Here is a 17,301-nt window from a genome sequence, read left to right as displayed (position 1 = left end):
ATCGTCCCTAACCTGTCCGAAATCTGTCGTGCCCATGAATTCCCACATCGACCCCGTCCTCGTGCCCGTTCTGGAGCAAAGCCGCCTGCAGCCGCTGCGGCTGGGCGGGCGCTCGCTGCTGCCCATCGTGCAGGGCGGCATGGGCGTGGGCGTGTCGGCACACCGCCTCGCGGGCAGCGTGGCCGCCCTGGGCGGCGTGGGCACGATCAGCTCGGTGGACCTGCGCCGCCACCATCCGGACCTGATGGCGCGCACCGAGGGTGCGGCTGCCCACGCGGGCCACGAGGCCGAGGGCAAGGCGCTCATCGACGCCGCCAACCTGGAGGCGCTGGGGCGCGAGATCAAGGCCGCGCGCGAGCTCTCGCAGGGCCGCGGGCTGCTGGCCATCAACATCATGCGCGCGGTGGCGGAGTACGCCGCCAGCGTGAAGAAGGCGCTGGAGTGCGGCATCGACGCCGTGGTGGTGGGCGCGGGGCTGCCGCTGGACCTGCCCGACCTGGCGCAGGACCACCCGCAGGCGCTGCTGGTGCCCATCCTGTCGGATGCGCGCGGCGTGCAGCTCATCGTCAAGAAGTGGGAGCGCAAGAAGCGGCTGCCCGATGCCATCGTCATCGAGCACCCGCGCCTGGCCGGCGGCCACCTGGGCGCGGCCAAGGTGCAGGACCTCGACGACCCGCGCTTCGACTTCGAGAACGTCATCCCCGCGGTGCTGGAGTTCCTCAAGAAGGCCGGCATCGAGCGCGAGATCCCCATCATTGCCGCCGGCGGCGTGCGCAGCTACGAGGACATCGCGCGGCTGCAGGCGCTGGGCGCCGCGGGCGTGCAGCTGGGCACGCCCTTCGCCGTCACGCAGGAATGCGACGCGCACCCGGAGTTCAAGCGCGTGCTGGCCGAGGCGCGCGACGAGGACATGGTCGAGTTCACCAGCGTGGCGGGCCTGCCCGCGCGCGGCGTGAAGACGCAGTGGCTGCAGTCCTACCTCAAGGCCGAGCCCCGGCTGCAGGAGAAGGCGCACGCCAAGTCGCGCTGCACCAAGGTCTTCGACTGCCTGGCGCAGTGCGGGCTGCGCGACGGGCTGCCGGGCTGGGGCCAGTTCTGCATCGACCACCAGCTGGCCGCGGCGCTGCGCGGCGAGGTCAAGAAGGGGCTGTTCTTCCGCGGCAAGGGCGCGCTGCCCTTCGGCAGCCAGATCCGCAGCGTGCGCGAGCTCATGGACCGGCTGCTCACGCCTGCGGGCGGCACGCCGGTGGCCGCGCTGGCGCAGGACATCGCCGCCGTGCCGGCCTGATCCGGCCACGACGCGCTGCAGGCGTCGGGGAACTCCGGCGCGCGGGCATGATCTGGATCAGCAGGGCTGCGCACCGTGGCCCTGCGGGTTTCCCCACGGCCTGAGGCTTGCGCACGGCGCTTGCCGGTGCGGGTGCGCTGGGGCTAAGGTGGAAGCCCGATCCCAGCCCTTTTACACACGGAGGACCGCAAGATGAACGACATGAGCACCCCGGACGCCGCCACCGCCAACAATCCTGGCATGGACCAGCTCAAGAGCGATCTGAAGGCCATCGTGGCCGATGCCGAGGCGCTCATGCGCTCCAGCGCTGCCAGCGCCAGCGCCAGCGCCGCCCAGCTGCGCGAGCGGCTGCGCGAGGCGCGCCACGACCTGCGCGACCTGCAGGCCAACGCCGTCAACAAGACGCGTGCCGCGGGCCAGGCCGCCGACGACTACGTGCACGACAAGCCCTGGCGTTCCATCGCCGTGGCCGCCGGCGTCGGCTTCCTGGTGGGCATGCTCATCGGCCGGCGCTGAGCCCGGCACGGCCGGGCCGCCGCCGCCCGGCCTGCACGCAACCAACCCGCCGAGAGGCGGGTTTTTTCTTGCGTGCGCGGTGCCGTTGCAGGCTCAACGGTGGGCCTGCGGCACGCGGCGTCCAAAAGAAAAGCCGGGGCTGGAACCCCGGCTTGGCTGCCAGGCCGGCCCCACGGGGCCGGCGCTCAAGGCAATCTCAGGCTTCAGGCCTTGCGCGACTTGCGACGCGAAGCGGCCACGCCAATCATGCCCAGGCCGACCAGCGCCAGCGAGGCGGGCTCGGGGGTCGGGGTGGGGGGAGCGGCGGTGTATTCGTACGTGACGATGGCGCCGCAGCCCGCGGTGGTGGTTTGCGAGGCCTGGGCATTGCCGCCGTTGTAGGACAGCGTCGTGCCGGCCAGCGAGGAGCAGCTGATGTTGAACTGGCCGCCGCCCACCTTGCTGAACTGGCTCATGATCGAGTCCACGTCAATGGACTCGGCGCCGGTGCTGCTCAGGTTATGGAAGGACGTGTGGGCGCCGGAGTTCAGCGAGAAGTTCTGCGTCGTGGTACGCACGATGACGTCTGCCGAATTGGCGCCGCCGAGCAGGCTGTTGAGGCCCAGCATGCTGCTGGTGAAATACAGCTGCACCTTGCCGGAAACGTCACCCTTGGACTTGGAGCCGCCCGTGTTGACCAGGTCCAGGTCCGTCAGGGTCGTGCCCGTCAGCTCCAGCGTGACGCCGGTCAGCGTGCCCAGCGAGCGGTTGAAGTAGTTCAGGCTGCCGGTCAGGGGCGCGACGCCCGTGTCGCGCATCTCGTTGATGCCGAAGTCCGTCAGCACGTTGGCCGTGTTGAAGCTGTAGCTGACGGTGCCGGCTTGGGCCGCTGCGCTCAGCGCGGCGCCAAGGATCAAGGCGGAAAGTTTCTTCATGTCGTACCCTCGAATTGGTGGTCTTGAGCTGTGCGCATCGCGCCTGACTCCTTTATGCAAGGGATATGCCACGCTTGACTTTTCCTTACGTAACAACCACTTGCAAAGCCATCGGGGCGTCACTTCCCGCCAGGTGTAAGGAATATCGACACTTGCCGTAGCCGGCTTAAGAACTGTTTCACGTGGCGCCGACGGCTCGTTTTTCAGTGCGCCTGGGCCAACCGCTGCAGCACATGTGCACTCATCACGCGGGCGAGGGCGTCCTCGGCGGTGAACACGGCGCCGGCCTGCGCGCGCTGCATGAAGCCGGCCTCGTCCTCGTCGTGGCCGCGCAGCACCACCTCGATGTCCGGGTTCAGCAGCCGCGCGATCTCGACCATGGGCAGCACGTCCACCGCCGCGGGCACGGCGATGACGAGCATGCGCGCGCGGGCGACGTGGGCCTGGATCAGCGTGCCTTCCTCGGCGGCGTCGCCGCACACGGCGGGCGTCCCGGCCGCGCGCAGCCGCTCCACGATCTCGCGGTTGCTGTCGGCCACCACGCAGGGCACGCCCGCCTCGTGCAGCGCCTGTGCGATGTGCGCCCCGGTGCGCCCGTGGCCCACCAGCACCACCTGCTTTTCCAGGTAGTGGTGGGCGGTGTCCATCGGCAGCTCCGCCAGCGGGTCGTCGCGCCGCTCCAGCCGCTGCAGCAGCCCCGGGCGGCGGCGCAGCCAGCGCAGCACCGGCTCGATGGCCGAGAACACCAGCGGGTTGAGCGCGATGGAGATCAGCGCGCCGGACAGGATCAGGCTCTGCCCCTCGGCCGGCAGCAGCTGCAGCTGCATGCCCAGCCCGGCCAGGATGAAGGAGAACTCGCCGATCTGCGCCAGGCTGGCCGAGACGGTGAGCGCCGTGCCCAGCGGGTAGCGCAGCAGCAGCACCAGCACCGCCGCCGCCAGCGACTTGCCCAGCACGATGATGGCCACCACCGCCAGCACCGCCAGCGGCTGCTCCAGCACCACCGCCGGGTCGAACAGCATGCCCACCGAGACGAAGAACAGCACCGCGAAGGCGTCGCGCAGCGGCAGGCTCTCGTGGGCGGCGCGGTGGCTCAGCGCGGACTCGCGCAGCACCATGCCGGCGAAGAAGGCGCCCAGCGCGAAGCTCACGCCGAAGAGCTCGGCCGCGCCGAAGGCGATGCTCACGGCCGCGGCGATCACGCCCAGGGTGAAGAGCTCGCGCGAGCCCGTGCGCGCCACCTGCCACATCAGCCACGGGAAGAAGCGCCGCCCCACCAGCAGCATCAGCGCCACGAAGGCGCCCACGGCCAGCAGCGTGCGCGCCAGCGACAGCCACAGCGGCTCGCCGCTGCCGCCATGGGCCGCATCCGCTTCGGCGCCGCCCAGCAGCGGCGCCAGCGCGGGCAGCAGCACCAGCACCAGCACCATCACCAGGTCTTCCACCACCAGCCAGCCCACGGCGATGCGGCCGTTGTGGGTCTCCAGCAGGCCGCGCGCCTCCAGCGCCTTGAGCAGCACCACGGTGGAAGCCACCGACAGCGCCAGCCCGAACACCAGCGCGCCGCCCAGCTCCCAGCCCCAGGCCAATGCGACGGCCGCGCCCATGGCGGTGGCCACGGCGATCTGCAGCCCCGCGCCGGGCAGGGCGATGCGGCGCACGGCCATGAGGTCGTCGAGCGAGAAGTGCAGCCCCACGCCGAACATCAGCAGCATCACGCCGATCTCGGCCAGCTCCGACGCCAGCTTGATGTCGGCGACGTAGCCGGGCGTGGTCGGCCCCAGCACGATGCCTGCCGCCAGGTAGCCCACCAGGGCGGGCAGCTTCAGCTTCACGGCCACGAAGCCGAGCAGCAGGGACAGGGCGAAGGCGGCGGCCAGGGTGGCGATGAGCGGGACGGGTGCGTGCATGGGCAAGGCTGCGCACCTGGTCGGACGGCACGCGCCCGCACGGGCACCGCGCCGTCCGGCCGGGCCCGCGGATCAGGTCAGGGAAGTGGCGTCAGCCCAAGTAGAGCGCACGGGGGCGCCCGGGTTCACCCGCCGGCAAAGAAAAATGCCGGCCGCCAGCGCCACGGGCCCATCCCGTGAGCGGCCGCGGCACGAACCCTGTGCGCGCCTCCCGGCGCGCGGCACCTGCCGCCTTCTCAGGCCGTGTACCGCGGCACCGTCTCGTGCGTCTTTTCCCAGCGCTCCTGGCAGTCCACGCAGCGCGCGGCGGTGGGCTGCGCGTGCAGCCGCTCATAGGGGATGTCGCAGCCGCAGTCCACGCACTCGCCGTAGCTGCCCTCGGCAATGCGCGCGCGCGCGTCGTCGATGTCGCGCAGCTCCAGCTGGTCGCGCTCCATCTCGATGTGCTCGACGCCGGTGCGGATGCGCTCCTCGCCCTGCGCCACCTGGTCGTCCACCAGCGGACCTTGCGCGCTGGGACGCTCCTCGCGCCGTTCCTGGAAGTCGCGCAGCTCGGCGCCCAGCTCGGACTCGCGATGCGACAGCTGCTCCTGCAACGCCTGCAGTTGTTCGGGGCTCAGGGCGGACATGGTCACCTCCTGCTTGGGGCTGTTCTGCTGAGTCCCCGAGGCGGCAAGCCGTGTGCCGCAAAGCGGTTGCGCCCGCCGTGAGCCCTTCGACAGGCTCATGGCGAACGGGGAAAAGGGCTCACAGGCCGCTCGGGAAGGTCTCCGGCTCCTCCAGCACCTGCGGCGGTGCGGCGCCGTCCAGCGGGTGCAGCGCGTGGCTGCGGTCCACGTGCAGCACGGCGTCGAACTGCTGCGACAGCGAGGCTTCAAAGTAGTGGCTCGCGCGCTCGGTTTCGGGCCGGTAGATCACGCCGATGGCGCGCTCCAGCCGCGGCGGCGCCAGCAGCCGCTGCAGCTCCTCGTCGCCCAGCGGCAGCAGGAACAGGTCCAGCCCGGTGTCGTGCAGCAGGCCCTCCCAGCTGTCGTGCCGCGCCGGCGTGACGCGCTTGAACTGCACCGGCTCGTCCCAGTCCGAGGCCGCGGCCACGCTGCCGTGGTCGGTGCTGAAGCCCAGGATGAAGCTCTCGCCCGGGCCCGAGGCCTCGCGCACCAGCTGGCCCAGGTTGAGCTGCCCGTAGCCGCCGACCTCCGTGGCGCGCGCGTCGCCCAGGTGCGAGTTGTGCGCCCACACCACCAGCCGCGCCGGGTGCCCGCGCGTGCGCGTGAGGTGCTCGCGCAACCGCTGCAGCACCTGGTGCATGTGGCGGTCGCGCTGGTTCCAGGAGGCGGTGGAGCCCTCGAACATGATCCGGTAGTAGCGCTCGGCGTTGCGCACCACCAGCGCGTTGAGCTGGGCGTGGAACAGCTCCTCTTCCGCGCCGCCGCCCGTGAGCGCCTGCGCGGAGCGGGCCATCATGTCCTGCAACTGTTGCAGCACCTGGCGCTGGCAGCCTTCGCTCAGCCCGAAGTGCGCCGCCTGCCCGTAGCGCTGCGGGTCTTCCAGGAAGTGGTCGAAGCAGCCGTAGCGCTCGCGCGCCCGGGCCGCCATCTCCGGCTCGTGCTCCTGCAGGTAGGCCAGCACCGCCTGCACCGAGCCGTGCAGGCTGTAGAGGTCCAGCCCGTACACGCCGGCGCGCCGGTACTGCGGCTGCAGGTCGTTGTAGCCGCGCAGCCACTGCACCAGGCGCAGGAACTCGCGGTTGCGCCACATCCAGCGCGGAAAGCGCTGGAAGTCGTCCAGCGCCTGGCGCGCGTTGGTGTCCTGCAGCCCGCCCTGCACGTAGCGGTGCACGCGCAAGGCGTCGGGCCAGTCCGCCTCCAGCGCGATGCCGTCGAAGCCATGGTGCTCGATGAGCCGGCGCGTGATGGCCGCGCGCAGCGCGTAGAACTCGCGCGTGCCGTGCGTGGCCTCGCCCAGCAGCACCAGCCTGGCGTTGGCCGCGGCCTGCACCACGGCGTCCACGTCGTCGAGGTCGTCCAGCGGCCGCGCGGCGCGGCGCACCGGGTCCAGGGCAGGGTCGTGTCTCATGCCCGCGGGGCGGCAAGCGCCGCGCCCGCGCACGCTCAGCGCCGCGTCACCAGGGCGCGGCGTCGGCGCTGTCGGCCGTTTCAGGGGCAGCGGGCGCCGGAGTGGCGGGTGCGGCGGGGGCCGCTGCCGTCGGTGTTGCCGGCGTCGCAGGGGTCGCGGCGCCCTGGCCGCCGGCCGGCTGCTCGCCGCCCAGCGCCTCCAGCAGTTCGGGAATGAGGCGGCGCAGCTCGCCGGTGGCGATGGCGGCGTCGGCGTCGAAGGCCTCGTCCTCGGCCACGCCGTCGCGGCCCTCCAGCGCGGTGTCCAGGATCTCGATCTTCTTGAGCGTCAGCGCCTCGGTCAGCGTGAAGGCCACGCGCTCGTTCCACGACAGCGCCAGCCGCGTCGGCCGCTTGCCTGCGGCGATGTGCTGCTTGACCTCGTCCGTGTCCAGCGCGTGGCGCGCGTAGCGCACCACCGAGCGCATCTCATCGGCCGACTTCAGCTCGCACTCGCGGTCCAGGTAGAAGGCGCCGGGCGACTCGCCCTCGGCCAGCCACGCCGCCATGCAGCCCGCGGGCGACTGCTGCGTCTGCAGCGGCAGCAGGTTGAAGCCGTCCAGCGCCTTGACCAGCAGGCTCACCACCGCGTCGGCCTGCGCCGCGGCCCCGGCGTCGATGGCCAGCAGCCCGGCGCCCGGGTCGATCCACACCTGGATGCGGCTGCGCTTGGTGAAGGCCAGCGGCAGCAGCTCCTGCGTGGCCTGCTCCTTGATCTCCTTGGCCTCGCGCCGCCCGGGCTTGTAGCCGCGCTCCTGCTCCAGCCGCGCGGCGATCTCGGCGCTGCGCTCCTTGACCACGGAGCCGGGCAGCATCCGCTTCTCGGTCATCAGCGCCAGCAGCCACTGGCCCTGGATCACTTCCACCAGCGGCGCATGCGGCTGGCCGCGCGGCGGCACCCAGCCGGCGCTCTCGGGCTGCGTGGCCCCGCAGGGCGTGAAGGACTCGCGCGCCAGGCGCTCTTCGGCCTGCGCCGCGTCGGCGGTCCAGCCGGGAGCGATGCGCAGCAGGTGCAGGTTCTTGAACATGGCTTCCAACGAAAGGGAGGGCGCCGGCCGCTTGCCGGCGAAAGGCGCGCATTGTCCACGCCGCGCCGAATGGCCCTCCGGCGCATTTGAGCTGCATCAAAACCCCAGCAGCGGCCGCCGGGCAACATGAGATGCATCTCCCGTGCATCTTTAGGACTGGAAGCCCTGATGTCCCGTATCGCGTCCATCGACCTGCGCCGCCTGCCCGCCCACGAGCGCCATGCGCGCGTGCTCGCCAACTTCGACGCCATGCCGGCGGACCTCACGCTGGAGCTGCTCAGCGACCACGAGCCCGTGCTGCTGCAGCGCGAGCTCCAGGCCCAGTCGCCCAACCTGTTCACCTGGACCGTCGTGGAAAGCGGCCCCGAGGCCTGCCGCGTGCACGTGACCAAGCTGGCGCGGCGCGACCACTGCTGCGGCGGCTGCTGCGGGAGCTGACATGGGCACGCCCGCACAGGACGCCGCGGCCGAGCCGCCGCGCTTCGAGTTCGAAGGCGACGAGGCGCTGCGCGCGCCCATCACCGAGGCGCTGCGGCGCGTGGTGGACCCGGAAGTGGCGCTGTCCATCGTGGACGTGGGCCTGGTCTACCGCGTGCGCGTCGACGGCGAGGGCGCGCACGTGCTCATGACCATGACCTCCGCCGCCTGCCCGGTGACGGACGTGATCGTCGAGGACGTGCAGAACGAGCTCGACCGCGTGCTGCCCGCGGCGCTGCCGCTGGAGGTGGAGATCACCTTCGACCCGCCCTGGACGGCCGAGCGCATGAGCCAGAGCGCGCGGCGCTTCATGCGCTGGTAAGGACATCGAGCCATGGTCGCCGCCGCCGTGTCCCGCCGTCCCGCCGGCCCCTCGCGCACGCTGCGCTGGGGCCGCGTGGTGCTGATGCCGTTGCTGGCCATGCTGCTGGTGATGGGCATCAGCGGCGGGCTGCTGCGCGCCGGGCTGCCGGTGGCGCAGAGCAGCCTGGTCGGCCAGGCTGCGGCGCAGCACGCGGCGCTGATGATCTGCGCCTTCTTCGGCGCCGTCGTGAGCCTGGAGCGCGCGGTGGCGCTGGGCCGGCACGCGGCCTTCGCCGTGCCGCTGCTGTGCGTGGCCGGCGGGGCGGCGCTGCTGCACGGCTGGCCGGAGGCCGGCGCGCTGCTGTTCACCGCCGCGACGCTGGGCTTCACCGCCGTGAACGTGGTGCTGGTGCGTCGGCAGGCCGCGCCGCACACCATCGTGCTGCTGGTGTCGGCACTGGCCTGGCTCACGGGCTGCGTGCGGCTGGCGCTGGGGCTGCACGACGACGCGATGCTGGCGTCCTGGTTCGCCTTCCTCGTCATCACCATCGCTGCCGAGCGGCTGGAGATGACGCGGCTGATGCGCCGCCGCGCCGCCGCGCAGCCGCTGCTGGTGGGCGTGCTGTGCGCGCTGCTGGCCGGCGCCGCGCTGTGGAGCCTGCTGTTCGGCGTGGCCCTGGTGGCGCTGGCGCTGTGGTTCGCCGCCTTCGACATCGCGCGCCACACGGTGCGCGCACGGGGCCTCACGCGCTACATGGCGCTGTGCCTGCTCGGCGGCTACGCCTGGCTGGCGGTGGCGGGCTTGGGCTGGGTCGGCTTCGCGCTGGGTCATCCCACCCGCGACGCGGCGCTGCACGCGCTGGGCCTGGGCTTCATCTTCTGCATGGTGATGGGGCACGCGCCGGTGATCCTGCCCGCGGTGGCGCGCATCAAGGTGCGCTTCGACGCCGCCTTCTACGCCCCGCTGGGGCTGCTGCACGCCTCGCTGCTGCTGCGGCTGGCGGACCCGGCATGGCGCGGCACCGGTGCCGCGCTCAACGCGGCGGCGATCGCGCTGTTCGCGCTGGTGATGGTGCGCGCCGCGCTGCGCTGGCGCGCGATGGAAAGGTCTCGTTCATGACTGTCTTTCTGAAACTGGAGGAGCCGCCGCGTGGGGCTCCCGCGTCCGCGCCGCGCCCGCAAGGCTCCGCGCTGTGGGCCCTGGGCTTCAGGCCCTTCTACCTGCTGGCCAGCGGCTTCGCGGCGCTGTCCATCGTGCTGTGGACGCTGCAGGCCACGGGGCTGCTGTCGCTGCAGCTCCTGCCCGGGCCGCTGTGGCACGCGCACGAGATGGTGTTCGGCTTCACGCTGGCGGTGGTGGTGGGCTTCCTGTTCACGGCCGGGCGCAACTGGGCGGGGCAGGACACGCCCACCGGCGGCGCGCTCATGGCGCTGGCCGCGCTGTGGGTCGCGGCCCGCGTGCTGGTGCTCACGCCCTGGGCCTGGGCCGCGGCGGTGGCCAACGTGGCCTTCCCGCTGCTGGCGGCCTGGGCGCTGTTCCAGGCCCTCAGGCGCGGCAACAACCAGCGCAACTACTTCTTCGCCGGGCTGCTGGTGGTGATGGCGCTGGGCGCGGCGCTGGTGCATGCCGAGCGCCTGGGCTTCAGGCTGCTGCCGGGCTGGGCCGGCATCCAGATCGCGCTGGACGTGGTGCTGTTCATGATGGCCGTCATGGGTGGGCGCGTGATCCCGATGTTCACCAACAACGGCGTGCCGGGCGTGCAGGCCACGCGCCATCCGCGCGTCGAGCAGGGCGCGCTGGGCGCGGTGCTGGCGCTGCTGGTGGCCGATGCGCTGTCGCTGCCGGGCGTGGTGGTGGCGCTGGTCGCCGCCGTGGCCGCGCTGCTGCACGGCGCGCGGCTGGCGCTGTGGCAGCCCTGGCGCACGCGCCGGGCGCCGCTGGTGTGGGTGCTGCACGCGGCCTACCTGTGGATCCCGCTGCACCTGCTGCTGCGCGCCGCCGCGGCGCTGGAAGTGCTGCCCAGCACCTTCGCCACCCACGCGCTGACGGTGGGCGCCATCGGCGGCCTGACCATCGGCATGATGACCCGCACCGCGCGCGGCCACACCGGCCGCCCGCTGCGCGCCGACCGCTTCGACATCGCCTGCTACGCGCTGGTGCTGGCCGCGGGCGTGCTGCGCGTGGGCCTGCCGCTGCTGTGGCCCGCGAGCTACGTGCACGCGCTGGGCTGCTCCGCGCTGCTGTGGGCAGGGGGCTTCGGGCTCTACGCCCTGCGCTACTGGCCGGCGCTGAGCCGGCCGCGCCTGGACGGAAAGGCAGGCTGACATGCGACTCACCGCCATGACCGACTACGCGCTGCGGCTGCTCATGCACGTGGCGCAGCACCCGCAGCGGCTGTGCACCATCGCCGAGGTGGCTCGCGCCTACGCCATCTCCGAGGCGCACCTGATGAAGGTCACGCACCGCCTGGCGCTGGGTGGCTGGCTGGAGACCGTGCGCGGCAAGGGCGGCGGCATGCGGCTGGCCCGCGCGCCGCAGGACATCCACCTGGGCGCCGTGGTGCGCTCCATGGAGCCCGATTTCGCGCTGGTCGAATGCTTCGACGCCCCGGCGCCGAGCGCCTGCCCCAGGCACGGCACCGCGCATCCGGGCTGCCGGCTCGACGGCTGCTGCGCGCTCTCCGGCGTGATCGCCGGCGCGCTGCAGAGCTTCATGCAGTACCTGGACGACCACACCCTGGCCGACGTGATGCCCGGCGCGCCGCAGCCCCCGCGCGTGGTGGCGCTGCCGCTGCCGCGTCCGGTCCACGCGGCCACCGCAGGCTAGACGTCGCCCTTTCGCCACGGCCGCGCCGGCACGGCGCGGCAACCGTCACGCAGGGCGCCGCCGCAACGCCGCGCGCGGCGCTGCGGCATTCGTCCAAAGATACATTGCGCGCGCATCTCCGAAGGCAGTTCCCGTGAGCAAGAGTCCTACCGTCATTCCCATCCAGCCCGCGTCGCTCTTCCAGAAGCAGGCCAAGATCTATCCCAAGGCCGTGGACGGCTGGTTCGCGCGCTGGCGCTGGGTGATGGTGTGGCTGACGCAGCTGTTCTTCTACGGCGCGCCGTGGCTGCAGTGGAACGGCCGCCAGGCGCTGCTGTTCGACCTGGAACAGCGCCGCTTCTTCCTGTTCGGCCTGGTGCTGTACCCGCAGGACCTGATCTATCTCACCGCGCTGCTGGTGATCTCGGCGCTGGGCCTGTTCTTCTTCACCGCCGTGGCCGGGCGGCTGTGGTGCGGCTACGCCTGCCCGCAGTCGGTCTACACCTCGATCTTCATGTGGGTGGAGCGCAAGACCGAGGGCGACCGCATCGCGCGCATGAAGCTGGACAAGGCGCCGTGGAGCGCCAACAAGCTCCTGCGCAAGGGCGGCAAGCACGCGGCGTGGGTCGCGATCGCGCTGGTCACGGGCTTCACCTTCGTGGGCTACTTCACGCCGATCCGCACGCTCTCGGGTGAGCTGGCCGCCTTCAGCCTCACGGGCTGGGAGGCGTTCTGGGTGCTGTTCTACGGCTTCGCCACCTGGGGCAACGCCGGCTTCATGCGCGAACAGGTGTGCAGCTACATGTGCCCCTATGCCCGCTTCCAGAGCGCGCTCATCGACCGCGACTCGATGATCATCACCTACGACGCCAAGCGCGGCGACCCGCGCGGCTCGCGCTCGAAGAAGGCCGATCCGGCGCAGCTGGGCCTGGGCTCGTGCATCGACTGCGGGCTGTGCGTGCAGGTCTGCCCGACCGGCATCGACATCCGCAACGGGCTGCAGGCCGAGTGCATCGGCTGCGCCGCGTGCATCGACGTGTGCAACGGCGTGATGGACAAGATGGGCTACGCCCAGGGCCTGATCCGCTACTCCACCGAGCGCGGCGTGTCCGAGGGCCTGACGCGCGCGCAGATGGTCAAGCGCGTGCTGCGGCCGCGGGTGCTGATCTACGCCGCGCTGCTGGCCGCGGTGGGCATCGCCTTCGTCACGACGCTGGCGCTGCGCAACCCCTTCCACGTGGACCTGATCAAGGACCGCAACACGCTGGCGCGCATGGTCGAGGACGGCCGCGTGGAGAACGTGTACCGGCTGCAGCTCATGAACGGCGCGGAGAGCGTCGGGCAGTTCCGCATCAGCGCCACCGGCCTGCCGGGGCTGGAGCTGGTGGGCGAGTCCACGCTGGAGGTGCCGGTGGCGCAGATCGGCTCGCTGCCGCTGCGGCTGCAGCTGCCGGCCGAGGCGGCGCAGTCGCTGCAGGGGCGCTCCAGCCCGGTGATCGTGGAAGTCGCGCGTCGCCTGCCCGACGGCTCGGAACAGGTGGTGCGGGAGAAGACGACGTTCGTGGTGCCGCGCTGAGGAGGTCGCCGCAGTCCGGGGCCATGTTGCCCCGGGAAAGATTGGCGGACGTTGGCCGTCAGCCGATCAGCGCCGCCGACTGCTTCGTCATTCCCGCGAAGGCGGGAACCCAGGCGGCCCCACGTCAGCGCGAAGCCTGGGTGCCGCGAACCAGGATCCAAGCCCCGGCGTCAACCCGATTTGCTTGCGGCGGCCTGGGGGCCGCCTGGACTCCGGCCTGCGCGGGAGTGACGAATCAGCGTGCGAAGCGTCTGGGCTGACGGGCTGCAAGGGGTGTTCATTTCCCAGGCGGCGCCGCGGCCCGGCGTGACGCCGGGCCACCCCTTCATCACGCCGCCGCGTGCACCAGCGGCTCGTGCGCCAGGCGGAACACCGCCACCGCGTCCACCAGGCGCTGCGCCTGGTTCTTGAGGCTGTCCGCCGCCGCGGCGCTCTGCTCGACCAGCGCGGCGTTCTGCTGCGTGACCTGGTCCATCTGGCCCACGGCCTGGCCCATCTCCACCACGCCCTTGCTCTGCTCGCTGCTGGCGGCGCTGATCTCGCCCATCAGGTCCGTCACGCGCTTGATGGCCGTGACCACCTCGTGCATGGTCTCGCCGGCCTGGTCGGCCAGCATCGAGCCCTGGCCCACGCGCTCCACGCTGTCGGTGATCAGGTCCTTGATCTCCTTGGCCGCGCCGGCGCTGCGCTGCGCCAGGCTGCGCACCTCGCTGGCCACCACCGCGAAGCCGCGGCCGGCCTCGCCGGCACGCGCGGCTTCCACTGCGGCGTTGAGCGCCAGGATGTTGGTCTGGAAGGCGATGCTGTCGATGACGTTGATGATGTCGGCGATCCGGCGCGAGCTCTCCTCGATGCCCTTCATGGTCGTGACGACCTGGGCCACCACCTCGCCGCCGCGGGAGGCGACGTCCGAGGCACCCTGCGCGAGCTGGTTGGCCTGCAGCGCGTTGTCGGTGTTGTGGCGCACGGCGCCGCCGAGCTGCTCCATGGAGGCGGCGGTCTGCTGCAGCGAGGAGGCCTGCTCCTCGGTGCGCTGGCTCAGGTCGTGGTTGCCTTGCGCGATCTGGGCGCTGGCGGTGGCCACGCCCTCGGCGTTGCGGCGCACGTGCGCCACCGTGTGGGTCAGCTTCTCTTCCATGGTGGCCAGCGCGCTCAGCAGCTGCGCGGCCTCGTCATGCCCCTCGGGCCGCACGCCCGTGGTCAGGTCGCCCTCGGCCACGCGCAGGGCCACCTCGCAGGCGTTGCGCAGCGGCACGGTGATGGAGCGCGTGATGCGCCAGGCCAGCACCGCCGACACCACCAGCATCAGCGCGGTGCTGCCCACCAGCAGGTTGCGGGCGGAAGCGTAGGCCGCGCGCGCCTCGGCATTGCTCAGGTCGTTGGCCGATTCCTGGGCGTGGATGCTTTGCGTGAGCAGGTCCTGCCAGCGCTGCGTCAGCGGCTGCGACTCCTTCACGAGCAGGTCCACGGCTTCCTCGCGCTGGCCGGCCAGGCCGAGCTGCACTACCTTGTTGTTGACCGAGCGGGTGCCGCCCCGGGCCTCGTCGATGCGCGCCAGGTGCGCCTTGAACGCCTCGTCGGCGGGGAGCTGGTCCAGCGCCGCACGCGCCTTGTCGTACTCGGCGCGGAACTGCGCGATCTTCTGGCCTTCCTGTTCGATTGCCGCCTGGTCCTGCAGCAGCATGAGGTTGCGCATGGAACGCAGCACCTCGTGGATCGCGTTGTTCATCTTGTGGCTCAGCGCGATCTTGACGTTGCTGTCCTCGGCCATCTTGTCGAGGTTGGCCTGGATCTGCGAGAGCTGGTAGATGCCCAGCCCGGCAGAGGCCAGCGCCATCAGCATGACCAGACCGAACGCGGCGGCCAGACGCTGCCCGATGCGGAAGTTCGCGAGTTTCATGGGATGTACCCGATTGGTTAAGGCTTTGGGGTGGCAAGGCACGGCCGGCGCCGCCGAGTCCGTCTCCGGGTTCCCGGCCGTGCGGTTGACGGCAGGAACCCGGTGGCCTCGAAGCAGGCCGTGCATTGCTGCATTGCATCAATCTATGCACAAATATTTACGCGATCCTTAACTTTCGGGGTTGTCTTCTTGATTTGACTTGTGATAAGCGTCCAGGCCTGACCAGGCTCGTGGCCCGTGGCGGCCCAAGAAAAAACCCCGTGCGCTCGCGCGCACGGGGTTCGGTGGAGGAGGCCCGGCCTGGTCGGGCGGGAGGGGCCTCAGAAGGAGGTCCACTCCCCACCGTCGTCCTGGCTCTCGCCGCGGGTGGTCGCGATGGGGGTGGCGGGCTGGGGCGGGGCGCTGGAGCGCTGGAAGTCCGGCCGCACCACGTTGCGTGCGCGCTGCGCGCCGCGGCGCTCGCCGCCGTTCCAGCTGGGGGCCGGGGCGGGGGTGGGCAGCGGGGCCGGCGCCGAAACCGGCTCCCTATCGAAGGTGCCCAGGGACGACAGGGCCGGCATGGCCAGCGCCGCCGGGCTGCCCAAGGACAGCGACTCGCCGGCACCCAGGCGGAACACCGCCACCGCCTGCACCAGGCGCTGCGCCTGCTGGCGCAGGCTCTCCGCAGCGGCGGCGCTTTGCTCCACCAGCGCGGCGTTCTGCTGCGTGGCGCGGTCCATGCCGGTCACGGCTTCAGCCACTTGCGCCACGCCCTCGCTCTGCTCGACGCTGGCGTGGCTGATCTCGCCCACGAGGTCGGTCACGCGCTTGATGGCCGTCACCACCTCCTGCATGGTGTGGCCGGCCTGGTCGGCCAGCGCCGAACCCTGGTCCACGCGCTGCACGCTGTCGGTGATGAGCTGCTTGATCTCGCGCGCGGCCCCGGCGCTGCGCTGCGCCAGGTTGCGCACCTCGCCGGCCACCACCGCGAAGCCGCGGCCGGCCTCGCCGGCGCGGGCGGCTTCCACCGCGGCGTTGAGCGCCAGGATGTTGGTCTGGAAGGCGATGCCGTCGATGACGTTGATGATGTCGGCGATCCGGCGCGAGCTCTCCTCGATGCCCTTCATGGTCGTGACGACCTGGGCCACCACTTCGCCGCCGCGCACGGCCACGTCCGAGGCGCCCTGCGCGAGCTGGTTGGCCTGCTGCGCGTTGTCGGCGTTGTGGCGCACGGTGCCGCCGAGCTCTTCCATCGAGGCGGCGGTTTCCTGCAGCGAGGAGGCCTGCTGCTCGGTGCGCTGGCTCAGGTCCTGGTTGCCCTGCGCGATCTGCGCGCTGGCGGTGGCCACGCCCTCGGCGTTGCGGCGCACCTCGCCCACGGTGCGCACAAGCTGGGCGCGCATGGCGGCCATGGCCGCCATCAGGCTCTCCTCGTCGCCGCGGTGGTTGTCCAGCGCGGTGGTGAGGTCGCCCTGCGCGATGTCGCGCGCCACCTGCGCCGCCTGCGCGGGCTCGCCGCCCAGCTGCCGGGTGATGCTGCGCGTGATCCACAGCCCCAGCGCGACGGCCAGGCCGATGGCCAGCAGCGGGCCGATGATCAGCACCACGGTGTTGGCCGCGCCGGCGCGCTGCGCCACGGCCACGCTCTCGTCGCGCAGCACGAGCTGGGCCTTGTCGAACTCGTCGAAGAAGGCGCGGAAGCCGTCCATCGCGGCCTGGTCCATGCCCTGCATGAACTCGCCCACGAGGTCGGCGATGTAGCCCTTGCCCGCGGCGATGTCGCGGCGCTGGGCGATCAGCGGCTCCACCGTGCTCACGAAGTCGGCGTAGCGCGTCTTCATGCCTTGCAGCCGCTGGGTCTGTTCCTCGTTGCCCTCGACCAGGCGCAGCGCCTCGGCCAGGTGCGCGTCGAAGCGCTTGCGGCCGGCGTCCCAGGGCGCGAGGAAGCGGTCGTCGCCGCTGAGCAGGAAGCCGCGCACGCCCGCCTGCATGCCCAGCATGTCCTCCAGCATGTCGCCGGCGGCATTGATCGCCTGCTGGGTGCGCACGTTGGCCTCCTCGGCCGCATCGAGCTTGCGGGCGCTGAACAGCGACACGCTGGCCATGACCAGCAGCACCAGCACCACGGCGCCGAAAGCCACCAGCAGCCGGCGCCCCACCGTCATGTGTGCGGGCGCGTTCATGGCTGCTGCTCCACGGCACGGCGGGCCGGCGACGGGGCGGGCGTCGCGCGCGGTCCGCTGGCGACAGGCAACGTGGTCTGCGGCATGTTCATCCTCCTGAAACGTTCTCAACGTGCAGCCCGGCGCCAAGCGGGCCCGCGCCAGGCAGGGCGCAGCGGCCGGCATCCGAAGGCCAGGTCTTATGTTGCAGCGCAATGTAACGATAAATTACCGATGTGACGTGTGGTGTTGTTGTCAATACACGCCATTACGTATGCCTGCGGCGCCGGGCTGTGGTTGGGGTTGCGCTGTCCAGTGGATTTGTTGA

Annotated in this window: 15 protein-coding genes; 8 read left to right on the top strand and 7 right to left on the bottom strand. The window is 71.6% G+C overall.

The genetic code is table 11. The features are described 5' to 3' along the window. Positions 1-34: 34 nt before the first annotated feature. Positions 35-1,288, top strand: a complete 1,254-nt coding sequence (locus tag H537_RS0101520; RefSeq protein WP_043457961.1) for an NAD(P)H-dependent flavin oxidoreductase — start codon at positions 35-37, stop codon at positions 1,286-1,288. A gap of 192 nt (positions 1,289-1,480) precedes the next feature. After that, positions 1,481-1,804 carry an ElaB/YgaM/YqjD family protein gene (locus H537_RS0101515; RefSeq protein WP_084150262.1) on the top strand — a complete coding sequence of 108 codons (324 nt, stop codon included), beginning with the start codon at positions 1,481-1,483 and terminating at the stop codon, positions 1,802-1,804. Positions 1,805-2,007: 203 nt separating this feature from the next. On the opposite strand, the gene H537_RS56415 is transcribed toward H537_RS0101515, so the two are convergent. The 5 genes from H537_RS56415 to H537_RS0101490 form a co-directional block, all read right to left on the bottom strand. Then, entirely contained in the window at positions 2,008-2,718 is a 711-nt protein-coding gene (locus tag H537_RS56415; RefSeq protein WP_084150260.1) for a choice-of-anchor E domain-containing protein, read from the bottom strand. Positions 2,719-2,921: 203 nt separating this feature from the next. Beyond that, a complete protein-coding gene (locus tag H537_RS0101505) occupies positions 2,922-4,628 on the bottom strand; it encodes a cation:proton antiporter domain-containing protein (RefSeq protein ID WP_028996507.1) in 1,707 nt (568 codons plus the stop codon). Between the two features lie 236 nt (positions 4,629-4,864). Then, on the bottom strand, positions 4,865-5,257 hold the full coding sequence (locus H537_RS40405) for a TraR/DksA family transcriptional regulator (RefSeq protein WP_051241487.1): 393 nt from the start codon (positions 5,255-5,257) through the stop codon (positions 4,865-4,867). 118 nt (positions 5,258-5,375) lie between these two features. Continuing rightward, positions 5,376-6,704, bottom strand: a complete 1,329-nt coding sequence (locus tag H537_RS0101495) for an erythromycin esterase family protein (protein ID WP_028996506.1) — start codon at positions 6,702-6,704, stop codon at positions 5,376-5,378. 46 nt (positions 6,705-6,750) lie between these two features. After that, positions 6,751-7,770, bottom strand: coding sequence for a recombination-associated protein RdgC (locus H537_RS0101490; RefSeq protein ID WP_028996505.1), 1,020 nt, complete (start codon positions 7,768-7,770; stop codon positions 6,751-6,753). Between the two features lie 168 nt (positions 7,771-7,938). Here H537_RS0101490 and H537_RS0101485 point away from each other — a divergent pair, with 168 nt between their 5' ends. The 6 genes from H537_RS0101485 to ccoG all read left to right on the top strand — a co-directional run bounded on the left by H537_RS0101485 (position 7,939) and on the right by ccoG (position 12,932). Then, positions 7,939-8,208 (top strand): DUF2249 domain-containing protein, encoded by a 270-nt coding sequence (locus H537_RS0101485; RefSeq protein WP_028996504.1) that lies wholly within the window; start codon positions 7,939-7,941, stop codon positions 8,206-8,208. Position 8,209: 1 nt separating this feature from the next. Next, on the top strand, positions 8,210-8,569 hold the full coding sequence (locus H537_RS0101480; protein ID WP_028996503.1) for a metal-sulfur cluster assembly factor: 360 nt from the start codon (positions 8,210-8,212) through the stop codon (positions 8,567-8,569). Between the two features lie 12 nt (positions 8,570-8,581). Next, positions 8,582-9,670 (top strand): DUF8744 domain-containing protein, encoded by a 1,089-nt coding sequence (locus tag H537_RS0101475; protein ID WP_051241486.1) that lies wholly within the window; start codon positions 8,582-8,584, stop codon positions 9,668-9,670. Further along, positions 9,667-10,875 carry an NnrS family protein gene (locus H537_RS0101470; protein WP_028996501.1) on the top strand — a complete coding sequence of 403 codons (1,209 nt, stop codon included), beginning with the start codon at positions 9,667-9,669 and terminating at the stop codon, positions 10,873-10,875. The genes H537_RS0101475 and H537_RS0101470 overlap by 4 nt, the downstream gene beginning before the upstream one ends. Position 10,876: 1 nt before the next feature. Further along, the gene (locus tag H537_RS0101465) at positions 10,877-11,377 is read left to right on the top strand and encodes an RrF2 family transcriptional regulator (protein WP_028996500.1); all 501 of its coding nucleotides are present in this window, start codon (positions 10,877-10,879) and stop codon (positions 11,375-11,377) included. 133 nt (positions 11,378-11,510) lie between these two features. Then, a complete protein-coding gene (gene ccoG / locus H537_RS0101460) occupies positions 11,511-12,932 on the top strand; it encodes a cytochrome c oxidase accessory protein CcoG (RefSeq protein WP_028996499.1) in 1,422 nt (473 codons plus the stop codon). Positions 12,933-13,260: 328 nt separating this feature from the next. Here the strand turns inward: ccoG and H537_RS56215 are convergent, their stop codons facing one another. Together H537_RS56215 and H537_RS0101450 are read right to left on the bottom strand one after the other, a co-directional pair. Beyond that, on the bottom strand, positions 13,261-14,832 hold the full coding sequence (locus tag H537_RS56215; protein ID WP_051241485.1) for a methyl-accepting chemotaxis protein: 1,572 nt from the start codon (positions 14,830-14,832) through the stop codon (positions 13,261-13,263). Positions 14,833-15,152: 320 nt separating this feature from the next. After that, the gene (locus H537_RS0101450) at positions 15,153-16,994 is read right to left on the bottom strand and encodes a methyl-accepting chemotaxis protein (protein ID WP_028996498.1); all 1,842 of its coding nucleotides are present in this window, start codon (positions 16,992-16,994) and stop codon (positions 15,153-15,155) included. Positions 16,995-17,301 lie beyond the last annotated feature (307 nt).

The sequence above is a fragment of the Azohydromonas australica DSM 1124 genome (genome assembly GCF_000430725.1).
Taxonomy (GTDB): Bacteria; Pseudomonadota; Gammaproteobacteria; order Burkholderiales; family Burkholderiaceae_C; genus Azohydromonas; species Azohydromonas australica.
The sequence above is the reverse complement of the archived record's forward strand: the minus strand, read 5'-3'. Positions and strand labels throughout refer to the sequence as shown.

What these genes read in the sequence shown, in the direction of transcription:
- H537_RS0101520 (WP_043457961.1), top strand. Translation starts at nt 35, where the DNA reads ATGAATTCCCACATCGACCCCGTCCTCGTGCCCGTTCTGGAGCAAAGC.
- H537_RS0101515 (WP_084150262.1), top strand. Translation starts at nt 1,481, where the DNA reads ATGAACGACATGAGCACCCCGGACGCCGCCACCGCCAACAATCCTGGC.
- H537_RS56415 (WP_084150260.1), bottom strand. Translation starts at nt 2,718, where the DNA reads ATGAAGAAACTTTCCGCCTTGATCCTTGGCGCCGCGCTGAGCGCAGCG.
- H537_RS0101505 (WP_028996507.1), bottom strand. Translation starts at nt 4,628, where the DNA reads ATGCACGCACCCGTCCCGCTCATCGCCACCCTGGCCGCCGCCTTCGCC.
- H537_RS40405 (WP_051241487.1), bottom strand. Translation starts at nt 5,257, where the DNA reads ATGTCCGCCCTGAGCCCCGAACAACTGCAGGCGTTGCAGGAGCAGCTG.
- H537_RS0101495 (WP_028996506.1), bottom strand. Translation starts at nt 6,704, where the DNA reads ATGAGACACGACCCTGCCCTGGACCCGGTGCGCCGCGCCGCGCGGCCG.
- H537_RS0101490 (WP_028996505.1), bottom strand. Translation starts at nt 7,770, where the DNA reads ATGTTCAAGAACCTGCACCTGCTGCGCATCGCTCCCGGCTGGACCGCC.
- H537_RS0101485 (WP_028996504.1), top strand. Translation starts at nt 7,939, where the DNA reads ATGTCCCGTATCGCGTCCATCGACCTGCGCCGCCTGCCCGCCCACGAG.
- H537_RS0101480 (WP_028996503.1), top strand. Translation starts at nt 8,210, where the DNA reads ATGGGCACGCCCGCACAGGACGCCGCGGCCGAGCCGCCGCGCTTCGAG.
- H537_RS0101475 (WP_051241486.1), top strand. Translation starts at nt 8,582, where the DNA reads ATGGTCGCCGCCGCCGTGTCCCGCCGTCCCGCCGGCCCCTCGCGCACG.
- H537_RS0101470 (WP_028996501.1), top strand. Translation starts at nt 9,667, where the DNA reads ATGACTGTCTTTCTGAAACTGGAGGAGCCGCCGCGTGGGGCTCCCGCG.
- H537_RS0101465 (WP_028996500.1), top strand. Translation starts at nt 10,877, where the DNA reads ATGCGACTCACCGCCATGACCGACTACGCGCTGCGGCTGCTCATGCAC.
- H537_RS56215 (WP_051241485.1), bottom strand. Translation starts at nt 14,832, where the DNA reads ATGAAACTCGCGAACTTCCGCATCGGGCAGCGTCTGGCCGCCGCGTTC.
- H537_RS0101450 (WP_028996498.1), bottom strand. Translation starts at nt 16,994, where the DNA reads ATGAACGCGCCCGCACACATGACGGTGGGGCGCCGGCTGCTGGTGGCT.